This is a genomic window from Nocardia sp. NPDC004260 (genome assembly GCF_053603155.1).
On the sequence record NZ_JBSGEZ010000017.1, the window covers coordinates 57,331 to 77,571 of the forward strand.

General features: G+C 69.7%; 19 protein-coding genes and 1 pseudogene. 9 read left to right on the plus strand and 11 right to left on the minus strand.

Going from position 1 to position 20,241, the window contains the following annotated elements; translation table 11 throughout:
* Window positions 1–76 precede the first annotated feature (76 nt).
* The gene (locus ACWEO7_RS12850; protein WP_452423179.1) at window positions 77–1,078 is read left to right on the plus strand and encodes a cation diffusion facilitator family transporter; all 1,002 of its coding nucleotides are present in this window, start codon (window positions 77–79) and stop codon (window positions 1,076–1,078) included.
* A 44-nt stretch (window positions 1,079–1,122) separates the two neighbouring features.
* On the opposite strand, the gene ACWEO7_RS12855 is transcribed toward ACWEO7_RS12850, so the two are convergent.
* A complete protein-coding gene (locus ACWEO7_RS12855) occupies window positions 1,123–2,541 on the minus strand; it encodes an amidase (RefSeq protein WP_452423181.1) in 1,419 nt (472 codons plus the stop codon).
* A 943-nt stretch (window positions 2,542–3,484) separates the two neighbouring features.
* Between ACWEO7_RS12855 and ACWEO7_RS12860 the strand changes: the two are divergent.
* A pseudogene (locus tag ACWEO7_RS12860) lies at window positions 3,485–3,862 on the plus strand (FUSC family protein); the annotation flags it as partial.
* On the opposite strand, the gene ACWEO7_RS12865 reads toward ACWEO7_RS12860, so the two are convergent.
* The 3 genes from ACWEO7_RS12865 to ACWEO7_RS12875 are packed head-to-tail and all read right to left on the minus strand — an operon-like array spanning window position 3,757 to window position 6,025.
* On the minus strand, window positions 3,757–4,704 hold the full coding sequence (locus ACWEO7_RS12865) for a flavin monoamine oxidase family protein (RefSeq protein WP_452423258.1): 948 nt from the start codon (window positions 4,702–4,704) through the stop codon (window positions 3,757–3,759). The pseudogene ACWEO7_RS12860 and the gene ACWEO7_RS12865 overlap by 106 nt on opposite strands.
* Before the next feature lie 46 nt (window positions 4,705–4,750).
* Window positions 4,751–5,332: a TetR/AcrR family transcriptional regulator gene (locus ACWEO7_RS12870; RefSeq protein ID WP_452423183.1), complete on the minus strand. Its 582-nt coding sequence runs from the start codon at window positions 5,330–5,332 to the stop codon at window positions 4,751–4,753.
* A gap of 6 nt (window positions 5,333–5,338) precedes the next feature.
* Complete coding sequence (locus ACWEO7_RS12875) at window positions 5,339–6,025, minus strand: crotonase/enoyl-CoA hydratase family protein (protein ID WP_452423185.1); 687 nt, start codon at window positions 6,023–6,025, stop codon at window positions 5,339–5,341.
* Window positions 6,026–6,251: 226 nt separating this feature from the next.
* On the opposite strand from ACWEO7_RS12875, the gene ACWEO7_RS12880 reads away from it, so the two are divergent.
* Window positions 6,252–7,499: a phthiocerol/phthiodiolone dimycocerosyl transferase family protein gene (locus ACWEO7_RS12880; RefSeq protein WP_452423187.1), complete on the plus strand. Its 1,248-nt coding sequence runs from the start codon at window positions 6,252–6,254 to the stop codon at window positions 7,497–7,499.
* Between the two features lie 5 nt (window positions 7,500–7,504).
* Here the strand turns inward: ACWEO7_RS12880 and ACWEO7_RS12885 are convergent, their stop codons facing one another.
* From ACWEO7_RS12885 to ACWEO7_RS12900, 4 genes are all read right to left on the minus strand, one after another.
* Window positions 7,505–8,713: an ROK family protein gene (locus tag ACWEO7_RS12885; protein ID WP_452423189.1), complete on the minus strand. Its 1,209-nt coding sequence runs from the start codon at window positions 8,711–8,713 to the stop codon at window positions 7,505–7,507.
* Window positions 8,714–8,742: 29 nt separating this feature from the next.
* Window positions 8,743–9,984 (minus strand): sugar ABC transporter permease, encoded by a 1,242-nt coding sequence (locus ACWEO7_RS12890; protein ID WP_452423191.1) that lies wholly within the window; start codon window positions 9,982–9,984, stop codon window positions 8,743–8,745.
* The gene (locus tag ACWEO7_RS12895; protein ID WP_452423193.1) at window positions 9,981–10,754 is read right to left on the minus strand and encodes an ATP-binding cassette domain-containing protein; all 774 of its coding nucleotides are present in this window, start codon (window positions 10,752–10,754) and stop codon (window positions 9,981–9,983) included. Before ACWEO7_RS12895 ends, ACWEO7_RS12890 begins: the two co-directional genes overlap by 4 nt.
* Window positions 10,755–10,825: 71 nt before the next feature.
* A complete protein-coding gene (locus tag ACWEO7_RS12900) occupies window positions 10,826–11,902 on the minus strand; it encodes a sugar ABC transporter substrate-binding protein (RefSeq protein ID WP_452423195.1) in 1,077 nt (358 codons plus the stop codon).
* 406 nt (window positions 11,903–12,308) lie between these two features.
* Between ACWEO7_RS12900 and ACWEO7_RS12905 the strand changes: the two genes are divergently transcribed.
* The 3 genes from ACWEO7_RS12905 to ACWEO7_RS12915 are packed head-to-tail and all read left to right on the plus strand — an operon-like array spanning window position 12,309 to window position 14,918.
* Window positions 12,309–12,632, plus strand: coding sequence for a hypothetical protein (locus tag ACWEO7_RS12905; protein ID WP_355075675.1), 324 nt, complete (start codon window positions 12,309–12,311; stop codon window positions 12,630–12,632).
* Complete coding sequence (locus ACWEO7_RS12910) at window positions 12,629–13,939, plus strand: hypothetical protein (protein ID WP_452423197.1); 1,311 nt, start codon at window positions 12,629–12,631, stop codon at window positions 13,937–13,939. The genes ACWEO7_RS12905 and ACWEO7_RS12910 overlap by 4 nt, the downstream gene beginning before the upstream one ends.
* Complete coding sequence (locus ACWEO7_RS12915) at window positions 13,926–14,918, plus strand: hypothetical protein (RefSeq protein ID WP_452423199.1); 993 nt, start codon at window positions 13,926–13,928, stop codon at window positions 14,916–14,918. The genes ACWEO7_RS12910 and ACWEO7_RS12915 overlap by 14 nt, the downstream gene beginning before the upstream one ends.
* 46 nt (window positions 14,919–14,964) lie before the next feature.
* Here the strand turns inward: ACWEO7_RS12915 and ACWEO7_RS12920 are convergent, their stop codons facing one another.
* Window positions 14,965–15,375 (minus strand): nitroreductase family deazaflavin-dependent oxidoreductase, encoded by a 411-nt coding sequence (locus ACWEO7_RS12920; protein ID WP_452423201.1) that lies wholly within the window; start codon window positions 15,373–15,375, stop codon window positions 14,965–14,967.
* Between the two features lie 113 nt (window positions 15,376–15,488).
* On the opposite strand from ACWEO7_RS12920, the gene ACWEO7_RS12925 reads away from it, so the two are divergent.
* Together ACWEO7_RS12925 and ACWEO7_RS12930 are read left to right on the plus strand one after the other, a co-directional pair.
* A complete protein-coding gene (locus ACWEO7_RS12925; protein ID WP_450019952.1) occupies window positions 15,489–16,145 on the plus strand; it encodes a response regulator transcription factor in 657 nt (218 codons plus the stop codon).
* On the plus strand, window positions 16,142–17,305 hold the full coding sequence (locus ACWEO7_RS12930) for a sensor histidine kinase (protein WP_452423203.1): 1,164 nt from the start codon (window positions 16,142–16,144) through the stop codon (window positions 17,303–17,305). Before ACWEO7_RS12925 ends, ACWEO7_RS12930 begins: the two co-directional genes overlap by 4 nt.
* A gap of 39 nt (window positions 17,306–17,344) precedes the next feature.
* Here ACWEO7_RS12930 and ACWEO7_RS12935 read toward each other — a convergent pair whose 3' ends face one another.
* Entirely contained in the window at window positions 17,345–17,722 is a 378-nt protein-coding gene (locus ACWEO7_RS12935; protein ID WP_364430061.1) for a hemophore-related protein, read from the minus strand.
* Window positions 17,723–17,887: 165 nt separating this feature from the next.
* Here ACWEO7_RS12935 and ACWEO7_RS12940 point away from each other — a divergent pair, with 165 nt between their 5' ends.
* Window positions 17,888–18,700 carry a DUF1460 domain-containing protein gene (locus ACWEO7_RS12940; RefSeq protein ID WP_452423205.1) on the plus strand — a complete coding sequence of 271 codons (813 nt, stop codon included), beginning with the start codon at window positions 17,888–17,890 and terminating at the stop codon, window positions 18,698–18,700.
* Between the two features lie 20 nt (window positions 18,701–18,720).
* Here ACWEO7_RS12940 and ACWEO7_RS12945 read toward each other — a convergent pair whose 3' ends face one another.
* The gene (locus ACWEO7_RS12945; RefSeq protein WP_452423207.1) at window positions 18,721–20,226 is read right to left on the minus strand and encodes a flavin-containing monooxygenase; all 1,506 of its coding nucleotides are present in this window, start codon (window positions 20,224–20,226) and stop codon (window positions 18,721–18,723) included.
* Between the last annotated feature and the right edge of the window lie 15 nt (window positions 20,227–20,241).

A 20,241-nucleotide genomic window follows, 5' to 3' on the forward strand; every position in this document is an offset into this window, starting at 1 on the left:
CGCCCCTGGTGGTGGGTTAAGCTGACGGAACAGATGCAGATATGCGCATACATCAGGTGTGGGAAGGGCTGGGTCGATGGGACACGAACACGGTCACGCGCATGGGCACGCGCTCTCCGGTCAGGCCGATCGCCGGTGGCTGACCATCGCGCTCGCCCTCATCGTCGGCTTCATGTCGGTCGAGGTCGTGATCGGTCTGCTGGCCAACTCGCTGGCCCTGCTGTCCGACGCGGCGCACATGCTCACCGACGCCGCGTCCATTGTCCTCGCGCTCGTCGCGATCCGGCTCGCGGCGCGTCCGGCGAACGGCAAGTACACCTATGGCTACAAACGCGCCGAGATCCTGTCGGCGCAGGCCAACGGCGTCACGCTGCTCGTGCTGGCGGGCTGGCTCACCTACGAGGCCGTGCGCCGCCTGCTGGAGCCGCCCGAGGTGACCGGCGGGCTCGTGCTGGCGACCGCGCTGGCCGGTGTGGTGGTCAACATCGCGGCCACCTGGGCGATCAGCAAGGCCGATCGCGCCAGCCTCAACGTGGAAGGCGCCTTCCAGCATGTGCTCAACGACCTGTACGGATTCATCGCCACCGCCGTGGCCGGCCTCGTCGTGCTGACCACCGGCTTCGCGAGGGCGGACGCCATCGCCACGCTCATCGTCGTCGCGCTGATGGTCAAGGCGGGGCTCGGGCTGGTACGCGAGTCCGGCCGGATCTTCCTGGAGGCCGCTCCCGCGGGCGTCGATCCGGACGCGTTGGGGCGCGGGCTGGTGGGCATCGATGGCGTCGACGAGGTGCACGATCTGCACGTCTGGCAGATCACCTCCGGTGACATCGCGCTGTCGGCGCATGTGCTGGTCCGGCCAGGCGCCGACTGCCACGGCCTGCGCCAGCGGATCGAGCATCTGCTCGACCACGACTACGGCATCACCCACACCACGTTGCAGGTCGACCACTCCCATGCCGTCGCCTCCTCGCCCGTGGTGGACGCGCAGCGCCTGCTGCCGGTGCTGGAGGACCACTGCGACGACGCCCACGGCCCGGTGCACCGCGACCGTCCGTCGTCCGCGGCGAATGTCGTCTGACCCACCGACCGCCACGCGCACGAACGACGCGAACATCGGATGGCTCAGCGATTCAGGCGGGGGAACGGCCGTTCGGCCTCGATCAGGTAGGCCAGCTCCAGCAGGGTGCGCTCGTTGCCGCGGGTGGCGGCGAACTGTACGCCGATCGGCAGTCCGGCGTCGGTCAGGCCCGCCGGAACCGTGATCGCCGGCGTTCCCGTGATGTTGTTGATCGGCGTGAAACAGACGTAGGCGCGCAACCGCTCGATGAGTTCGTCGAACGGCACGGTCGGGCTGAGATAGCCGAGCTCCGGCGTGGTGTGACCGAGCGTGGGGAGCAGCACCGCGTCGTAGGGTCCGAGCGCCCGCTCGTAGGTGGCGGCCGCCGCGCGGAGCCGGTATAGCGTGAGCGGGGCGTGCAGTGCCCGGCGCAGGAACAGGGCGCGGAGACCCACGGTCAGGTCGTCCACGCGGCGCGCGTCGAACCGGCGGTCGAGGAACCGGCCCGTCGTGGTGATCGCGGCCGCGAGCAGGCCCCAATAGTGCAGGAAGGCGCTCTCGATCGCGGCGTCGAACGGCAGCGGCACCGGCTCGACCGAATGGCCGCCTGATTCGAGTGTGCGCGCGACATTTTCGACGGCCGCCCGGGTGGGCCCGGCGGCCAGCGGCCCCGCGAGATTGTCGAGCACCAGCGCTACCCGCATGCGCCGGGTCGGGGGGCCGTCGACGCGGCCGATCGGCTGGAGCGCGGGATTGCGCCAATACTGTTCGGCCGCAGCGGCGTACGCGGCCGTATCGCGCACCGTCCTGGTCAGCACACCTTCGCTGACGATGTCGACCGGCAGCGTGCGGGCCAGCCCGGACACCACGTGCCGCCCCCGCGTCGGCTTCAAGCCGACCAGCCCCGCGCACGCCGCCGGAATACGGATCGAACCGCCGCCGTCGTTGCCGTGCGCGATCGGGACGACACCCGCCGCCACCAGCGCGGCCGCCCCGCCCGACGAGCCGCCCACGGAATGGCCGGTGTGCCACGGGTTGCGCGTTGGCGCGAGATGCGGGGTCTCGCTGCTGGCGTTGAAGCCGAATTCGGGCATGGCGCTCTTTCCGAGCACGGTGAGGCCGGTGCTGAGGAACTGCCGGGTGTAGCCGCTGTGCGCGCGGGCGGGCCGCGCGTGGAACGCGGCCGTGCCCTGATTGGTCGGCATGCCCGCGACGTCCGTGTTGTCCTTGACGAAACTGGGCACGCCGTAGAAGGCGCCGGTCGGCTCGGCGGGCAGCAGCGGCTCCGCGTAGCTCCGGTAGGCGACGGCCGCCAACTGTTCCACCTGCTCGGCGCGCGCCACCGCGGCGGCGGCCAGTTCGCGCGGCGACACCGCACCGTCGCGCACCAGCGTGGCCAGGGCGACGGCGTCGTGATCACCGAGTGCGTCGTCGCCGAAGGCGTGGACGCGCGAGGGTAGCGGAAGATGAGCGTCGGCGGTCATGACCCGAATCTAATGTGTCCAGCAGGTATATCGTCCAGAACAGAAAGGACAGCAGGTGGCCGCGACATACCCGGATCCGGTGCCACCGAAGGGCCGAGTCGGCTCGCTGTTGTTCGCTTTGCCGCCCGCGGGCCGGCGGTGGAGCGTGGCGTTGCGTGCCGCGCTCGCGTTCGCCGCTCCCGCCACGATCATCACCGGTCTCGGCCATCCGGATGCGGCGGTGTTCGTCATGTTCGGCGCCTTCGCCGTGCTCTACGGCGAGGGGCGGCCGTTCCGGGTGCGCGGCCGGGTGGTCCTTGCCGCAGGCTCGGCACTGCTGGCCGCCTGCGGTGTCGGTGCGATGGTCGGCAGCCTGCTGGACATCGGGTTCGGGTCATCGCTGCTCATGGTCGTCGTGGTGTCGGCGATCGCGGTCGTGGCCGTGTTCGTCATCGACGCGCTGCGGCTCGGTCCGCCCGGCGCGCTGTTCTTCGCGCTCGTCTGCGCGGGCGCGATGAGAGCCGCGGAGGTCGGGACCCCTGTGCTGACATTGTTGTTCTGCACGGCCTGCGGTGTCGTCGCGTCGATCGTAGTCTCGATGGCCGGGGTGCTGCGGGATCGCCGCAAGCCCGAACGGGTGGCGGTCGGCGCGGCGGTCCGGGCGGTCGACGCCTATGTCGCGGCGCGGGAGGCGGGAACGCCCGCCATCGACCTGCGCCACCGGGCGGGAGCCGCGATGGCGGACGCGTGGGCCGCGGTCTACGACGCGGGCTTGCCCTCGGAGCCAGGGGAAGCCGAGCTGCTGGCGACCTTGCAGGAGGCGCGCCGCAACCTCGCCGGGCACGCCCCCGACGACGACACCGACGATCTGCTGGTAGATCCCTTGGTCTCGTTCGCCCGCCCGGGCATCGGTTTTCGGCTCGAGCGTTCCCTGTCGTTCTCCTCGCACGCGGCGATCAGCGCGATGCGCGTCGCCGTGGGGTGCCTGGGCGCGGGTGCGCTGAGCGCGCTGCTCGGTCTGGAGCGGCCGCACTGGGCGGTGCTCAGCGCCCTGATCGTGTTGCAGACCGGACCGGACCGAGTGCGCGGACAGGTGCGGGCCATCCACCGGTTCGTCGGCACCATCGCGGGCCTGGGCCTGTTCGCGCTCATCTACCAACTGGGGCCGACCGGTTACGCGCTGATCGCGCTGGTCGCCGCGCTGCAGTTCTGCATCGAACTGTTCGTGCCGCGCAATTACGCGCTGGCCGTCGTCTTCATCACTCCGGTCGCCCTGATCGCGGGCGGAGTCGCCACGACGGGCGGCCCGATCGGACCCGTGATCCGGGATCGGTTGTGGGAGACACTGGCGGCGACCCCGGCCTCGACGCCGCCCGCCGAACGGATCGTGGTGAGCAGACCGAGCATCGAGATGCTGCCGACGTCCACGCACAACTCCTCGCCGATCATCACCTCGGCCAGGTTCCGCGCCCGCCGCTCCGGCAGATTCCGGCGCAACCAGGTGGCCGCCGTCATCGCGTCCAGCCGATCGGCGCCCGCTGTGGCCCATGGCCGCGTGAGATCCACCCGTGCGGCCATCCGTTCCAGCCGCCACATCGCCTGGGCGAGCACGACGAGGACGAACGTCGGAAGCGGTGGGCGGGCTCCGGTGAATGGCCGCCGGACCACGCCCTCGACCAGCAGGTCGACTCCTTCCGGCGGTGGATAGGTCGCGGCGCCGTACTCTTCGGCCAGCGTGGCGAATCGCGTGTGCGCGCCCGAGATCCACTGCCCGCCGAGGTCGACGGCCCATCCGGCGCCGACCCGCACGGTCCGGGTGCGACCGCCGACGCGATCGCTCGCCTCCAGGACGACGACATCCCGGCCGGCCGCTCGCAACGCCCGCGCCGCGCACAGCCCGGCATATCCCGCACCGACGACAACGACGTCCGTACGGTCCATGGTGGCCTCCCGTCGCCGCACCGTAACTCGACAACCACTGTTGATCACCCGTCGCCGTTCCGCAACCGCTTGCCCGCGCATCGACCGGGCGCCGATGCTCCTGACTCCCCGCCGCCCGGCGCGGTCCGACTGCACGCGAGACCGACCCGGCGGTTCGGTGTCTCGACGGCTGCACATCTCGGGCGCGCCGCGGCGGGACGCGCCACTCGGCCGAAGCCGTAGGAACCGCGGTGTTCGTCGCATCGCCACCCGAACCCGCTGCGCCGGTTCGCCTACGGCGCGCCGCCGCCTAGCGAGTCAGCGTGGCGAGGGCGGCGATGGCGGCCTCTTGAAAGGTCGCCGTCAGCGTGCGCGGCCGCGCCGCGACACGTCCGCGCACCCATTGCCTGCAGTACTCCTGCGCCGGTCCGGCACAGATCGCATGGGCCATCGGATAGCCGCCGCCGCGCGGCTCCGCGGTTCCGAGCAGCTCCCGATACCGGCGTTCCAGCGCATCGAAGAAGACCCGATTGTGCTGGGCGAGTTCGGGTTCGGCGAAGCCGGCCACCTCGTCCGGCAAGGTGGCGAACAGGAACCGGGCCAGGTCGCGATGGTCTTCCACCCAGGCGAGATGGGCCGCGAGCATCGCGCGGATCGCTTGCTCGGCGCCGACACCCGGCGCGTCGAGGCACGCCAGCATCGTCCGCTGGTAGTCGAGCATCCCGGAGACATAGACCGCGGCGGCCAATTCGGCTTTCGAACCGAACGCGTGGAACATGCTGCCGCTGGACAAACCGAGCCGATCACGCACACCGGCCACCGTGAACGACGCATACCCCTTGGCCAGGAGCTGTTCCGTGGCTTCGGCCAGAATGCGCTCGCGGGTGCGCACGGCGGACTACTCGCCGAACTCGGCATCGATGCCGGAACGGACCGCGGCGAGCACCTGCGCGCGCACACGCAGCTTCGTACCCGTGTGCGCCGCGAAGTCGATTCCGGTCAACCGGTGCGCTTCGGCCGTCGCGCGCGTGCGCAGGTCGTCGGCATCGGTGGTGAGCACGTCGAGAAAGCCCAGTTCTCTGGCCTCTTCGGGCGCGACCAGGATCCCGGTGTTCGCCGCCCGGTCGAAGCCCGGCGCGGTGAGCCGGTGCCGCGCCAACTCCACACCGTAGTGCGGAATGGTCAGCCCGATCGCGACCTCGTTGAGACCCAGCTTGAAATCCCCCGCTACGCCGAACCGTACGTCCGTGGCCAGCAACGCGAACGCGCCTTGGGCGATGGCGTGCCCAGGGCATGCCGCCACGACGGGATACGGGAACCCGAGCAGCCGGTGCACCAGGTTGCCGCCGGCACGCAAGGTGCGGCGGATGTCGTCGGCGGATCGGGAGAACGTCGCCAGGTCGTAGCCGGCGGAGAACACGCGCGCGCGGCCGGTCAACAGGACGACCGCCCGGTCCGCCTCGGCCCGGTCCAGGGCGGCGGCGATGGCGCCGAGCATGTTCTCGGACATCACATTCGCCTTACCGTCGTCCAGCGTGATCGTGGCGACGCCGCCGTCCAGCCGGTAGGTGACGAGTTCGGTCATGGCAGCCTCCTCTAGAGCATGACTCTAGAGTATCACTCTAGGAGCCGCTGGCTAACCGCGAGCTGCGGGGTCGGACGACCGGACCCGGACAAGGTGGCGTTGTGGCAACGACGCGAAACAGCGGCCCATGATCGCCCGATACAGGGAACAGACGATGCTGCCGAAAAAGCCTGGTGCCTCCGGGCTTCGGACTAGCCTCGGGACAGGCTCAGGTGAAGGAAGCGACATGACCGCAGCAACCGTCATCCGCCCGCTGGCGCCGAGCGAGGCGATCTTCGCCAACAGCGAAGTCCTCGTCGGCTACTCGATTCGGGTGGCGGGTCGGTTGGATATCGCCGCGCTGTCGGCGGCGTTCGAAGCCGTGGTCCGCTCTCGTCCGATCCTCAGCGCCCGCCTCGAGGCGGACGGCCGCGGCGGCCACCTGCTGCTCGAATCGCCCGGCGCCACACCGGAGCTGACGGTCGCCGCGGGCGATCCCGAGCGGCTGCTCACCGGAGCCAGGCTGGACCAGCGCAAAGCGCTCTCCTCGCTGTGTGTGGTCCGGGACGGCGATACCGCCGGAATCACGTTGGTGACCCACCACAGCGTCGCGGATGCCTACCATTCGCTGGCCGTGTTCGGCGAGCTGTGGTCCTGCTACACCGACCGCACCGAGAGGCGATCCGCCGAACTGCCGCCGCACGGCTTCCCGCGCTCGGTGGAGGACCTGCTGCGCGAGCGCGGCGTGCGGAAGATCGACACACCGGTCATGCCGCATCGCCCGGTGGGCGTCGCTCGAAGCTACTCCGGCCCGGACGATCCCGACTACCTCGTCCCGCGCACCGCGCGCTGCAGACTGACCCGGCAGCAGACCGCCGCGCTGATCGAACTCGGGCACCGGGAGAACACCACGATCAACGGCCTCGCCTCCGCCGCGATCCTGCTCACCGAGGCCGAGCTGCGCGGATTGCCGCTGGCCGAGCTGGCCTACACCTACTCGGTCGACCTGCGCACCCGGGTGTCCCCGCCGATCGGGATGACCGAAGGCACCAATGTGCTCGGCTTCGCGAATTTCATCCCCGCGCTCCGGACCGGCACGACGCTGGTCGAACTGGCCCGCGGCATCAGCGACACGCTGCGCGCCGGACTGGACACCGGCATCGTGCAGCAGACCCCACTGCACATACCCGAGATCGCCGCCGGTCCCCCGCCGCGCGCACCGGGAATCGTGCTGGCCACCAATTGGGGACGCGTGTGCAGGCCCAGGGTGCCGGACGAGTTGCGGATCACCGACTTCCGCTCGATCATGCTCGGCAAGCCCGACAAGACCGGGCACCGGCTCCAGCAGCCGAGCGGCACCATCATCATCAGCACCTTCGACGACCGGCTGAGCATAGAGATCCACCATCCCGAGGAAACCACCGAGGAGCAGCGGGTTCGGGTACGACTGCTCACCACCCACCTGTCGGAGTTCAGCGCGGCGGGAGCCGCCTGAACCCGTCAAGCGCGCGCGGCCTGCTTGCGGGACAAGGTCTGCAACGGATCGGTGAGCACGTCGGTGAAGGCCAGTTCCGCGGCTCCGATCAAGGTCGCGTCGCCCCCGAGCGCGCTGGTGCGCAACCTGACCCGTTCGCGGACGGCTTGCAGGCCGTTCACCGCGACGCGGCTGCGCACCTGGGCCGCCGAGGCCAGATAGATCTCCCGCAGCACGCCACCGAACACCACCATCGACGGATTGAAGATGTTCACCAGATTGGCGACGCCGTAGCCGAGCCATTCACCGACCTGGTGCAGCGCGTCGCGGGCCACCGCGTCGCCGCGGGCGGCGGAGTCGACGATCGCGTCGACCGCCGCCTGCCCCGCCGGATCGGTCCGTCCCGCCGCCGCGATCAACCCGAGTTCACCCGTTTCGGCCTCGAGGCAGCCGCGGGAACCGCAGGCGCACGGCCGCCCGCCGGGATTCACGATCATGTGCCCGACTTCCCCGCCGTAACCGCCTTCCCCGCCGAGCAATTCGCCGTTCATGATGATGCCGCCGCCGATGCCGACATCACCGTGCAGGTAGATCAGGTTCGCCAAGCCTTCGCCCACACCGCGTTCGCGTTCGGCCAGCGCGCCGAGGTTGGCGTTGTTGCCGACCGCGACGCGGAGGCCGAGTGCCAGTTCCCGCGTCAGCTCGGCGCCGAACGCGACATCCACCCAGCCGAGATTCGGCCCGTACCGCACCACGCCGTCCGCCTCGCGGACCATGCCGCAGAACGCGACCCCGACGCCGACGCACCGAGCGTCCGGAGCGGCCGCCGCGATCATCTCCCGCGCCATCGCCGCGAGCGCGGCGATCACGTCGCCCGGGTCGAACGCGCCGCCCGGACGGGCGGTCGCGGTGCGCTCGAGCACCGACCCGCCCAGCCCGACGCGTGCGGCGGCGAGCCGGTCCGCGCCGACGTCCAGCGCGACGACGTAGACCCGCTCCGCCTGCGGGCGCACCACCAGCGACGGCCTGCCCGCCCGTCCGGTCTGGCCCGGCAATTCCTCGCTGACCAGGCCCGCCGCCGCCAGATCCGTGGTGAGGGCGAGAATCGTGCTGCGATTCAATCCCATTCGCTCGGCGAGCGTGGCACGCGACACCGCCCCGTCACGGTGGACGTGCCGCAGCAGCGCGGCGAGGTTGCGCGTGCGGATCTCATCGGGCGAAGGTGCTGCTCGCATTCACCGGGCTTTCGTCACAGGGCTGGGATTCATCGCCGCGGGAGCGCACGCTTACGGGAGAGGGCGTCCACTCCGGCCGCCAAGAGCAGCACAAATCCTGTCACAACGAATTTCGTGCCCGCGCTGTAGCCCATCAGCCCCATGCCGTTGTTGATCACGGCGACCACCGCGGCGCCGAGCACCGCGTCCAGCATCCGCCCGCGGCCGCCGAAGAGGCTGGTGCCGCCGATCACCGCCGCGCCGACCGCGGTGAGCAGCACGTCGCTGCCGCCGGTGTTCGGGTCGACGGAGTTGGCGCGCGAGGCCGCGATCAGTCCGCCCACCGCCGCCATCGTCGAACACAGCACGAAGGCGGTGATCTTCACTCGATCCACCGCGATGCCCGCGCGCCGGGCGGCCTCCGCGTTGCCGCCGACGGCGTAGACGTGCCGCCCGAACGCGGTGCGGTCCAGCACGAACGTCCACAGCAGCAACAGCGCGGCGATCATCGGCACCACGATGGGCATCCCCGTCAGCGAGTGCACCGCGGGATTGCGGCTGCGCTCGCCGTTGAGCACCAGCACCGCCGCGCCTGCCACGAGCGCCAGCAGCACGACTCGCACCACGACCACCCGCGCCGTCGTGCCGGTGAGCCCGAGTTTCGTGCGCGCCCGCCACTTCCGGTACTGCACGAGGGCGAAACCCGCGACCAGTGCCGCGTACAGCGCCCAGCCGAGCAAGGGCGGCACGTTCTTGTTCGCGATGGCGACGATCGTCTCGTCGTGGATGGAGATGTTGCGGCCGTTGTCCATGATCTTCAGCGCCACGCCCTGCAACGCGAGGAATGCCGCCAGCGTCACCACGAACGACGGGATCCCGATCTTCACCACGACCGTGCCGATCACCAGTCCGATCACCATCCCGGTGAGCAACGAGACCAGCACCGCCGAATACCACGGCCACCCTTCGTCGGTGAGCAGCACCGCGAGCACGGCGGCGCAGACCCCGCTGGTGAAGCCGGCCGACAGGTCGATCTCCCCCAGCAGCAGCACGAAGATCAACCCCATCGCGATCACCGCGATCCCCGCGCCCTGCGTGAACAGATTGGCGAAATTGGCCTCGGACATGAAGACCGGGCGCGCCGCCCAGAAGACGGCCGACAGGACGACGAGCGCGATCACCGAGGGCAACGCCCCCATGTCGCCGCCGCGCACGCGGCCGACGTAGTCGCTCATCAGGCCGGTCACCGGCGCCGCCACCGGTCGCCGCTCGGTGGTGGTCACCGCGGTCATCGGGTCGCTCCGCTCGCCTCGAGGCCGAGCGCGCCGCTACGGCCTGCCGTGATCAATTCGACGACCTGCGCGTGCGTCACGTCGGAGGTTCGTACCTGGGCGGCCATCCGGCCGAGATAGAGCGCGGCGATCCGGTCGGACACCGCGAAGACGTCGTTCATGTTGTGCGAGATCAGCACCACCGCCAGGCCCTGGTCGGCGAGCTTGCGGACCAGTTCGAGCACCTGCTGGGTCTGCGCGACGCCCAGCGCGGCCGTCGGCTCGTCCAGGATCACCACTTTGCTGTTCCACAGCACGGCTTTCGCGATGGCCACCGTCTGGCGCTGGCCGCCGGACAGGCTGGCGACCTGCTGCCGGACCGACTTGACGGTGCGCACCGACAGGCTCGCCAACGTCTTATCGGCCAGTTCCTCCATCGCGTATTCGTCGAGCACGAGACCGCTCTTGCGTTCCCGGCCGAGGAACATGTTCTGGACGATGTCGAGGTTGTCGCAGAGCGCGAGGTCCTGGTAGACGATTTCGATGCCGAGCGCCGCCGCGTCGCGCGGGCTGTGCACCTGCACCGGCGCGCCCTCGAAGAGGAACTCGCCCGCGTCGATCGAATGGGTACCGCCGATACATTTGACCAGCGTGGACTTGCCCGCGCCGTTGTCGCCGACAAGTGCGGTCACTTCGCCGGGGAAGGCGCTGAAGGTGACCTGGTGCAGGACGTGGACCGGGCCGAAACTTTTCTCTACTCCGCGTAATTCGATGACCGGCAGTTCGGACATGGGTTGGCTCCTCCGAAGAATGGAGCCCCTTCCGCAATCCCCTCATCGAACCGCGGAAGGGGCGTGCGATATCAGATCCCGTTGTCCGCGCAGAGTTTCGCGAACTCGCCGGTGCACAACTCGGTCTTGGTGACATAGCCGTCGGCCACCACGTCCTTGACAGTGCGCGGGTAGACAACCTTCGGTTCCAGCAGCACCGACGGCACGTCGGCGTTCGACTCCGGATCGCGCACGGTGCCGTTGGTCGTGCCCGGTTCCCCCTTCACCAGGCCCACCGCCAGTTTCGCGGTCGCGTCGGCCTCTTTCTGGATCGCCTTGTAGACGGTCATGCACTGGTCGCCCGCCAGCACATTCTGCAGTCCCTGCACCGTGGCGTCCTGCCCGCTGACCGGCACCTGACCGTTGAGCTTCTGCTTCTTCAGCACCGCGATCGCGGCGTTGGCCAATCCGTCGTTGGCCGCGACGACGCCTCCGATATCCGGCCTGCCGGTGAGCATCTGCTCGAAGATGGTGCCCGCTGTCGTGTTGTCCCACCCTGGGACAGCCTGATCGGGGCCCTTGACGTACTGGCCCGCGTCGAATCGTGGCTTCAGCACACCGTCGTAGCCGACCTTCAGCAGGGCGGCGTTGTTGTCGGTCGGTCCGCCGTTCAGGTACGCGACCACCGGGCGCACCGCGCTGCGATCGGTCAGGCACTGCGCTACTCCCTCACCGAGCAGGCTGCCGACCTTCACATTGTCGAAGGAGACGTAATACTGGGCGCCGCCGCCCAAGGTGAGCCGGTCGTAGTCGATCACGGTGACGCCCTGCGACTTCGCCTTCTGGATCACCGCTTTGCCGGTGCCGCTGTCCAGGTTGGTCATCACCAGTACCGAGACGCCGTTGGTGATCATCTGGTCGGCGATGGTCTGGAAGGCGTTCTTGTCGCCCTGGGCGTTCTGGATATCGGCCTTGACGCCCGCGGCTTCGAACGCCTGCTGCAGGTACTTGCGGTCCGCCGTCTCCCAGCGGGCGGAGGTCTTACTGTCCGGAAGGATCACGCCGATCTGGGTTTTGCCGCCGGAGTCCCCGGAGTCGCCGCACGCGGTGAGCGTGGCGGCCAGGAGCGCGAACGACAGCGCGGCGGCGCTGAAGATGCCCTTACGCATAAGTGGGCCTTTCATCACCGGCCGGGACGATGCCCCGGCCGGTCGGAGTGGATCAAATGTTGTTCACAGCAACATATTGGACTGTGACGCAGTGCACAACAGCTAATTTGTTGTTCCGAATAACAATCTCGACACGCGCGCGTTCGCTCAGGTGGACGCCGCCGCGGCCGGATCGGCGAGGGATACAGGATGGCTCGTGAACAGGGATGTCGGCCGCCGCGCCACGAGGCGCCCGCGGACGCTTCGAGATCGCGCCCGCGCCGCGCGGAGGGTCGGACACGCGAAAGCGTTGGCCTACGCGCGAAACCGACCACCGAGGAACAGGCGCATGGCGGGGCTCCGGCACAGTACCCTTGGCGGTGAATCATGGCGCGGTAGCGACAGACTGGGATCCGGGAGGGGAACAGTGGATACGCTCAGGCTCGACCCGGCGGCGGTGGCCGCCTACACCGCGATCGCGGACGCGGTGTCCGAACAATTGGCGTCGGCGGCCACGGTCGCCTCCGGCGCGGTGGACCCGGAACGGCTGGCCGCCGATCTCGGCGTCGTCGGCGCGGAATTCGCGGCGCGCTTCTCCGCGGCCGTGTCCGAACACGCCGAAGCGTTGTCGACGGCCGGACAGCTGGTCAGCGCATACGGCCGGGTGCTGCGCGGTTACAGCGAGAACGCGCAGGATGTCGACGCCGCGACGGCGAGCGCGATCACGCGGTCCGGGGAGGCACCGGCATGAGAAGCCTGATGGGACTGCGCAAACGCGCCCACACCACCCAGCCCGCCGCCGAGACCACCAGGCCGGTGAGCACCGAACCGGGCGTCGATCCGCCGATCGTCGCCGCGCTGGTCAAGCCACTGCTGACGCTGCGCTCCGCACTCGGCACCGGTGTCGGCGTGCCGAGCGCCGCCGCGACCGGGGCGCTCTCGGCCGCCTCCACCCAGGCGGCCGACACCGAAGGCCCACACCGCGAAGGGCTGCACGCACTGGAATCGACCTGGACCTCCCAGGCCGCCGACAGCGCGGTGCCCGCGATGCGCACCACGCAGACCCAGATCGGCGACATCTCCGACCGAGGTCCGGCCTACCTGTCCGTTCTCGCCGACGCGCACGCCACCTCCGGGCGCGCGGCGCGGCGCGTCGACCAGATCATCGCCGACTTCCGGCGCGACGCGCGGGAGATCCTGGACAACGCGACCTCCGCACCGGAGACCGACGCCGTCATCACCCGCGCCACCCAGGCGCTGCGCGACGCGCTCACCACCGTGACGGCCGCACGCACCGAAATGGACGACCACACCAGGAAACTCGACGACATGGGACCGCTCACGGTCACCACGCCGTCCGGCGTCAGCCAGGGTCAAGCCGTCTATCCCGGTAGCACCGGGCAAGTCGTACCCGGCACCACGACACCCGCTACCACACAGCCCATGGACCCGGCCATGGTCGCGCAACTGCAATTGCAGCAGCAGCTCATCTCCGCGGGGGTGGACCTCGGCACCACGGCCATCAACGCGGGCGTCGACATCGGAACGCACATCATCGACAAGATCGCCGAAGTCGGCATCCACGGCATCGACACCGTCGCCGCGGCCGCGGCCGCGGACAAGGCGATCCCGGAACTGATCCACCCGGGCTCCACCACCAACTCCGGCACGACCGGCGACGACTCGAAGAATTCCTCGAAGTTGTTCGACTTCGGCGGATCGCCGGAGCACAAGTCGTCGACCAGCGGCCCGGGTTCGCTGATCCCGCCCGGCAATTCGTCGCCCGCCGCGCGAGCGGATGCGCCGAAGCCGGAGAGCAGGCCCGCGCCCGCGGTCGCGCCGCCCGCCGTCGACTCCGCGCCGCCAGCGCCCGCGAGCAGCCCGGACCATCCCGCTCATCCCGGCCCGACCGGCGGCATGGTGGTACCGCCCGCTCCGCCGCCGGGCGGCGAAGACCAGGAGCACAAGCCGCGCGACGGACAACTCGGCGTGACCATCCCGTCCGCCGTGACAGCGGTCGTACCGGTGCTGGGCGAATTCGACGATGACGCCCCCTGACCGGGAGCATCCCAGTCAGGGCGCGAGCCAGGCCAATCCGTTCGACACGGGTCTGCCGATGCTGCGCATTCCGGCAGGCAAGCCGTCCAAACGACGTCGTTCGCCGGGTCGGCGCAAGCAGGTTCGTCGTCGCGAGCCGCAGTACGACGCGCCGGAGCCACCGCGCCCGCCGGAGCGGCAAGACACCCGGCCGCGCCTCGGCGAGTGGGAGCAATGGCTCGAACCCGCGCCCGCCGACGTGCGACCGCCGCGACCCGTTGCCCCGCAGCAGCGCAGCGCACCCGCCGAGCCGGTGCGGGCCGAGCCCGAGGACGGCCACGTCCCGGCGCCCGCCATCGTCAACCGATCCGGCATCCATCCCGGCACCCCGGTGCGCCATCCGCGGCGCACCGAACAGCAACGCGGCAACCGCTCGCTGACCGTCTTGATCGTGCTCGCCATCGTGATCGCCACCGTCTCGATCGGCCTGGCCATGATCTACGGCTCCGAGGCGAATTCGCGCACAGCGGCGGCGACGTCACCGCCGCGCGCGGCCGGACCCGCGCCGACCACCTCGACGTCCACCTCACGGGTCAGGCCGCCGTGGGCCATCGCCACGCCGGGATGCGAGCAGAAACGCACCGCCGACGTCGTCTCCGGCACCGATCCGGGCGGCACCGGCAACGGCCCCGACGCCATCTTCGCCTTCGAGTACGCCTACTACGCCGAACGATCCGGGTATCGGGCTCGCGCGGTGGTCGCCCCCGACGCGGCGGTATCGCCCGCCGATCAGATCCAGCGCGGCATCAATCAGGTACCCGCGGGCACCCGATACTGCGTGCAGATTTCCCGGGCCGGGGACGGCCCCGACGGCCAGGCACGGTGGGAAGTCCGCTTGACGCAGCAGTTCCCCGGCGAGGAGGCGAACACCTTCACGCAGTTCATCACGACCCGTACCGGCACGGATCAAACGCTGATCACCGGAATCACGGCAGGCTGACGCTTCCGTTCGGCCACGACCGGGAACGGCACCGCCCCAGCTCCGCTCAGTGCGGCGTCAGTTTGACGACGGGAATCACCCGGTCGGTCTTGTCCTGGTATTCGGCGAAGCCGGGCATCACCTCGACCATCGCGGCGTAGAGACGGTCGCGCTCCGCGCCTTCGGTGACCGGAGTCGCGGTCGCCGCCAGGGTCTCGGTGCCGATCTCGAGCGTGACCTCCGGGTTCGCCCGCACGTTGTGGAACCAGTCGGGATTGGTCGGAGCGCCCGCTTTGGAGGCGATCACCACGATGTCGTCGCCGTCGCGAACGAACGCGAGCGGATTGGTGCGCGGGCGACCCGACTTCGCGCCGGTGCTGGTCAGCAACAGCAATTCGCGACCGGCGAAGGGGCCGCCGACCTTGCCCTGGTTGGCGCGAAATTCCTCGATGATCTGGGTGTTCCAGTCGCCTGCCATGGCTTGTCTCTCCTGGGATTCGGGTGCGCCGGTACGTCCGCGAGCCTACCCAGATCTGCCCGCCGTGGCCGGACTAACGTCCGCCCAACAGCGGTAGAGGGCACGATGGCGGGGTGCGGGTGCTTGTTGTCGAGGACGAGAGATTGCTGGCCGACGCGATCGCCGACGGGTTGCGCAGGCATGCCATGGCGGTCGACGTGGTGTACGACGGCGCCGCGGCGCTGGAACGCACCGGCGTGCACGACTATGACGTGGTGGTACTCGACCGGGATCTGCCCGGCGTCTCCGGTGACGAGGTGTGCGGCACGCTGGTCGAGTCCGGCGGCTCCGCCCGGATCCTGATGCTGACGGCGGCGAGCGCGGTGGCGGAACGGGTAACCGGTCTGGGGCTGGGCGCCGACGACTATCTGACCAAGCCGTTCGCCTTCGCCGAGCTGGTCGCCCGGATCCAAGCGCTCGGGCGGCGAGCCCGCAGCGCCGCTCCCCCGGTACTGGAGCGGTCCGGCATCCGGCTCGACCAGCACCGGTTCGCCGTCACCAGGAACGGTGAACCGCTGACCCTTTCGCGCAAAGAATTCGCGGTGCTGGCCGAACTGCTGCGCGCGGACGGCGGCGTCGTCTCGGCCGAGCAGCTGCTGGAGAAGGCATGGGACGAGCACATCGACCCGTTCACCGGCGTGGTGCGGTACACGATCATGAACGTGCGGCGGAAGCTGGGCGACCCGCGGCTGATCGAGACCGAGCCCGGCGTGGGATACCGGATCCGATGAGCGGGCGCACGATCCGGCTGCGGCTCACGCTGCTGTACGCGACGGCGTTCTTCCTGGCCGGCGCGGTACTGATCGCGTTGATGTACTTCTATCTGAATCAGTCGCTGGAGCGACGGCCCGGCGGCGGTGCGCAGCAAGTGGTGCGGGAGTATCTCCTCGAGCGGGCGGAGCGCAACCGTGCTCCGGTGTCCGCGGAACTGTTCAAGGCGCTCGGCGAGCAAGCCCAGCGGAATCGGCGGGATACTTTGCGCGCCATGCTGGTGTGGTCGCTGGTATCCCTGGGCGCGGTGGGGATCGCCGCGGGTGGATTCGGCTGGCTGCTGGCCGGACGCGCCCTGCACCCCTTGCAGCGGATCACCGCGACCGCGCGGCGCGTGGCCGACACCAGCCTGCACGAGCGCATCGCCCTCGACGGTCCGCAGGACGAGATCAAGGATCTGGCCGACACCTTCGACGCGATGCTGGAGCGCCTGGACCGGGCCTTCGACGGACAGCGCCGATTCGTGGCGAACGCCTCTCACGAACTGCGCACACCGCTGACCATCAACCGGACCCTGATCGAGGTGGCGTTGGAAGACCCCGAGGTTCCCGACTCCACCCGCAGGCTCGGCGCCACGCTCCTCGAGGTCAACCGCCGTCACGAACGGCTCATCGACGGCCTCCTGGTGCTGGCCACCAGTGAACAGCGGCTGACCGAACACCGCCGCGCCGACCTCGCCGACCTCGCCGCCGACGCGGTAGGAACCAGGGCAGAGCGGCCAGGGGCCGAGATAACCGCCGATCTCGAAGCCGCGCCCGTGCAGGGAGACCCGCTCTTGCTGGAACGCCTCGTCCACAATCTGCTCGACAACGCCGTGCGCTACAACCTGCCCGAGAACGGCTGGGTGAGCATCCGGACCAGGTCGGCAGGCGAGCGCGCGGTGCTCACCGTGACGAACAGCGGTCCCCCGGTGCCCGCATTCGAAGTCGACAGTCTCTTCGAACCGTTCCGCAGACTCGCCACCGCCGAACGCTCGGCCGATTCCGCTACCCGCGGCGCCGGGCTCGGCTTGTCGATCGTGCGCTCGGTCGCACAGGCCCACGGCGGCGCCGTTCACGCGACGGCCCGCCCGGAGGGCGGTCTGGCGGTCACCGTCGACCTCCCACGCGCGCGGGCGTAGCGAGGTGCGGGCGAGTCCGACACCTCGCCCGCAGCGTGTTCAGTAGTTGTGGCAGGTGTCGGCGATGACGCGCAGCTTCTCGCGGTGCTGCTGCGCCTCCGGCGAGTTGCGGCGCTCCTCGAACCTAGCCTTGGCCTCCGGGTGCTTGTCCAGGAATTCCTTGGCGCGCTGCTTGCGCTGCTCGACCGGGAGACTCAGTAATTCCTGGAGTTTCGCCTTCCGGTCCGGGTGCGCGTCAAGCCGGGCGGCGGCGTCGGGGAACTGGGCATGGACGGCGGCATCGATCTGGGCGAAGCTGCACGTCGTCTCCAGCAGTCCGCCCGGCTGCGGCTGCGCGGAGGCGGTCGCCGGAACCAGCAGCGCGCCCGCGGCGAGCAGACCGCCCAGAGCGAAGGTGGCTCGCACGATTCTCGTCATGTCGGATAACCCTTTCGGTGGGGACGTGGGGCCACCACCTCGTGACCCGGCGTTCAGTCCACCAGAACGGGTGTTTGGACGGCGCTAGGTCTTGCCGACCCTCATCACCTACCGTGGGTGTCGCTGTCGTGTACGGATCGGCCGGCCCACTCCGCTGGAGGCGTCTTGCGCACCATCGCTCGTGTATTGCTCGTCCTCGTGGCGCTTGTCTGCGCCGCGGTGTCCACACCGACCGTGGCACTCGGCGCTCCGGAGACCGTGCGCCTCGACGACGTCACCGCGAGAAAGCTCGACGAATTGCTGTCGCTGCGCGCTCAGGCGCCCGCCTCGGCGAGCAAGGCGGAACTGATCGAGCTGCTGTCGCGCCGGTTCCTCGGCACGCCCTACGGCGCGAACATGCTCGTCGGATCGGCGACCCAGCCCGAACAGCTGGTCATCGACTTGCGCCGGGTGGACTGCTTCACCTTCCTCGACTACGTCGAGGCGCTCACCCGCTCCACCGACCGCGAGCAGTTCACGACGAACCTGATCCGTACGCGCTACGCGGGCGGCCGCGTGGACTTCCAGCAGCGCAAGCACTTCTTCACCGACTGGTCGAACGTCCCTGACGTCGCGGCCACCGACATCACGGCGAGGTTGAGCACCGCCGCGGTGACCGTCACCGAACACCTCAACGCGAAAGCCGACGGCGGCACCTATCTTCCGGGGCTGCCCGTGGTCGATCGCGCCATCACCTACATTCCCAGCGCCGCCGTCGGCCAGGACGTCGTGAGCGGGCTGCGCACCGGCGACTACATCGGCGCCTATGCCGGCCAACCGGGGCTGGACGTCACCCACGTCGGCATCTTCGTCATGACCGACGCCGGTCCGGTCTTCCGCAACGCGTCCTCGCTCGCGGGCAACGACAAGGTGGTGGACTCGCCCTTCGCCGAGTACGTGCGGTCGACACCGGGCATCGTCGTCCTCCGGGCGCGCTGACCCCACTCCTCCGTTACGAGTCAGGCGACGGGCACCGGCCGCCGGACCGCCGATTTCGGCGTCGCGGTGAGCGTCTTGTCCAAGTCGGTGCGCAGCGTGGTCGCCGAGTCGAGCAGGTAGTTCTGGCGCACCTTCCACGGATGACGGCCGCCTTGCCGGGGAAAGTCGCCGATGGAGCGCTGGACGTAACCGGAGGCCAGATCCAGCAGCGGGTGCTCCTCGAGCGTGCCCCGTGGCTCTGGCACCACGGAGGCGTAACCCTTGCGGTCCATGTGGTTGAGCACCTTGCAGACCAGCCGAGAGGTGAGGTCGGCGCGCAACGTCCACGACGCGTTGGTGTACCCGATGCACACGGCGAAGTTGGGGACGCCGGTGAGCATGGCTCCCTGCCAGACGAACTGCTCGGACAAGTCGACCCGCACGCCGTCGACACTGGGCGCGATGCCGCCGAAGGCGAGCAGTCGCAGCCCGGTCGCGGTGATCACGACGTCCGCCTGCAGCACCCGGCCGGACTTCAGCCGGATGCCCTCCGGCACGAAGCTGTCGATGTGATCGGTGACGACCTCGGCCTTGCCCTTCTTCATGGCTTTGAAGAAGTCCGCGTCCGGGACCGCGCATAGACGCTGGTCCCAGGGGTTGTAGCTGGGCGTGAAGTGCTCGGCGACGGCCTGTTCGTCCTTCAGGATGCGCGTGGTGAGGCCGGTGAGCAGCTTGCGCGCCGCCTCCGGCCGGCGACGGCAGTACTGGTAGAAGCCGATGCCGAACAGGATGTTCTTGGTTCGGATCAGGCGATGCGCAGGCCGCGGCGGCAGCAGCTCGCGGATCTTGTCGGCAACTTTGTCCCGCCCCGGGACGGCGCTGATCCAGGTCGGCGAGCGTTGCAGCATCGTCACCAGCTCCGCCCGCTCCGCCATCGCCGGGACCAGGGTGACCGCGGTCGCGCCGCTGCCGATCACGACGACGCGCTTACCGCGATAGTCGATGTCCTCGGGCCAGAACTGCGGGTGCACCACCTCGCCCGCGAACGACGCGATGCCGGGGAATTCCGGTGCGTGCGGCTGGTCGTAGTTGTAGTAGCCGGCGCAGGCGTAGAGGAAGCCGCAGGTCAGCGTGCGCGTCTCGGTGGAGCCGGTCGCGTCGCGCTGCTCGAGCGTCAGCGTCCAGCGCGCGGCGCCGCTGTCCCAATCGGCCGCGAGGACCTTGGTGCGGAGGCGGATGTGCCGGTCGATGCCGTTCTCGGTCGCGGTCTCGGTGATGTAGCGCAGGATCGACGGACCGTCCGCGATCGACTTGGCGTCCCGCCACGGCTTGAACGGGTAGCCGAGGGTGAACATGTCGGAGTCCGAGCGGATGCCCGGGTAGCGGAACAGGTCCCAGGTGCCGCCCAGCGTGTCGCGGGCCTCGAGGATGGCGTAGGTCTTGCCACGGCACTCGGTCTGCAATCGGTAGGCAGCGCCGATACCGGATAGTCCCGCGCCGACGATCACGACATCGAGGTGTTCCGGTGCTGCGTCGGTCTGCGTCATGTGTCCAGTGTGCGA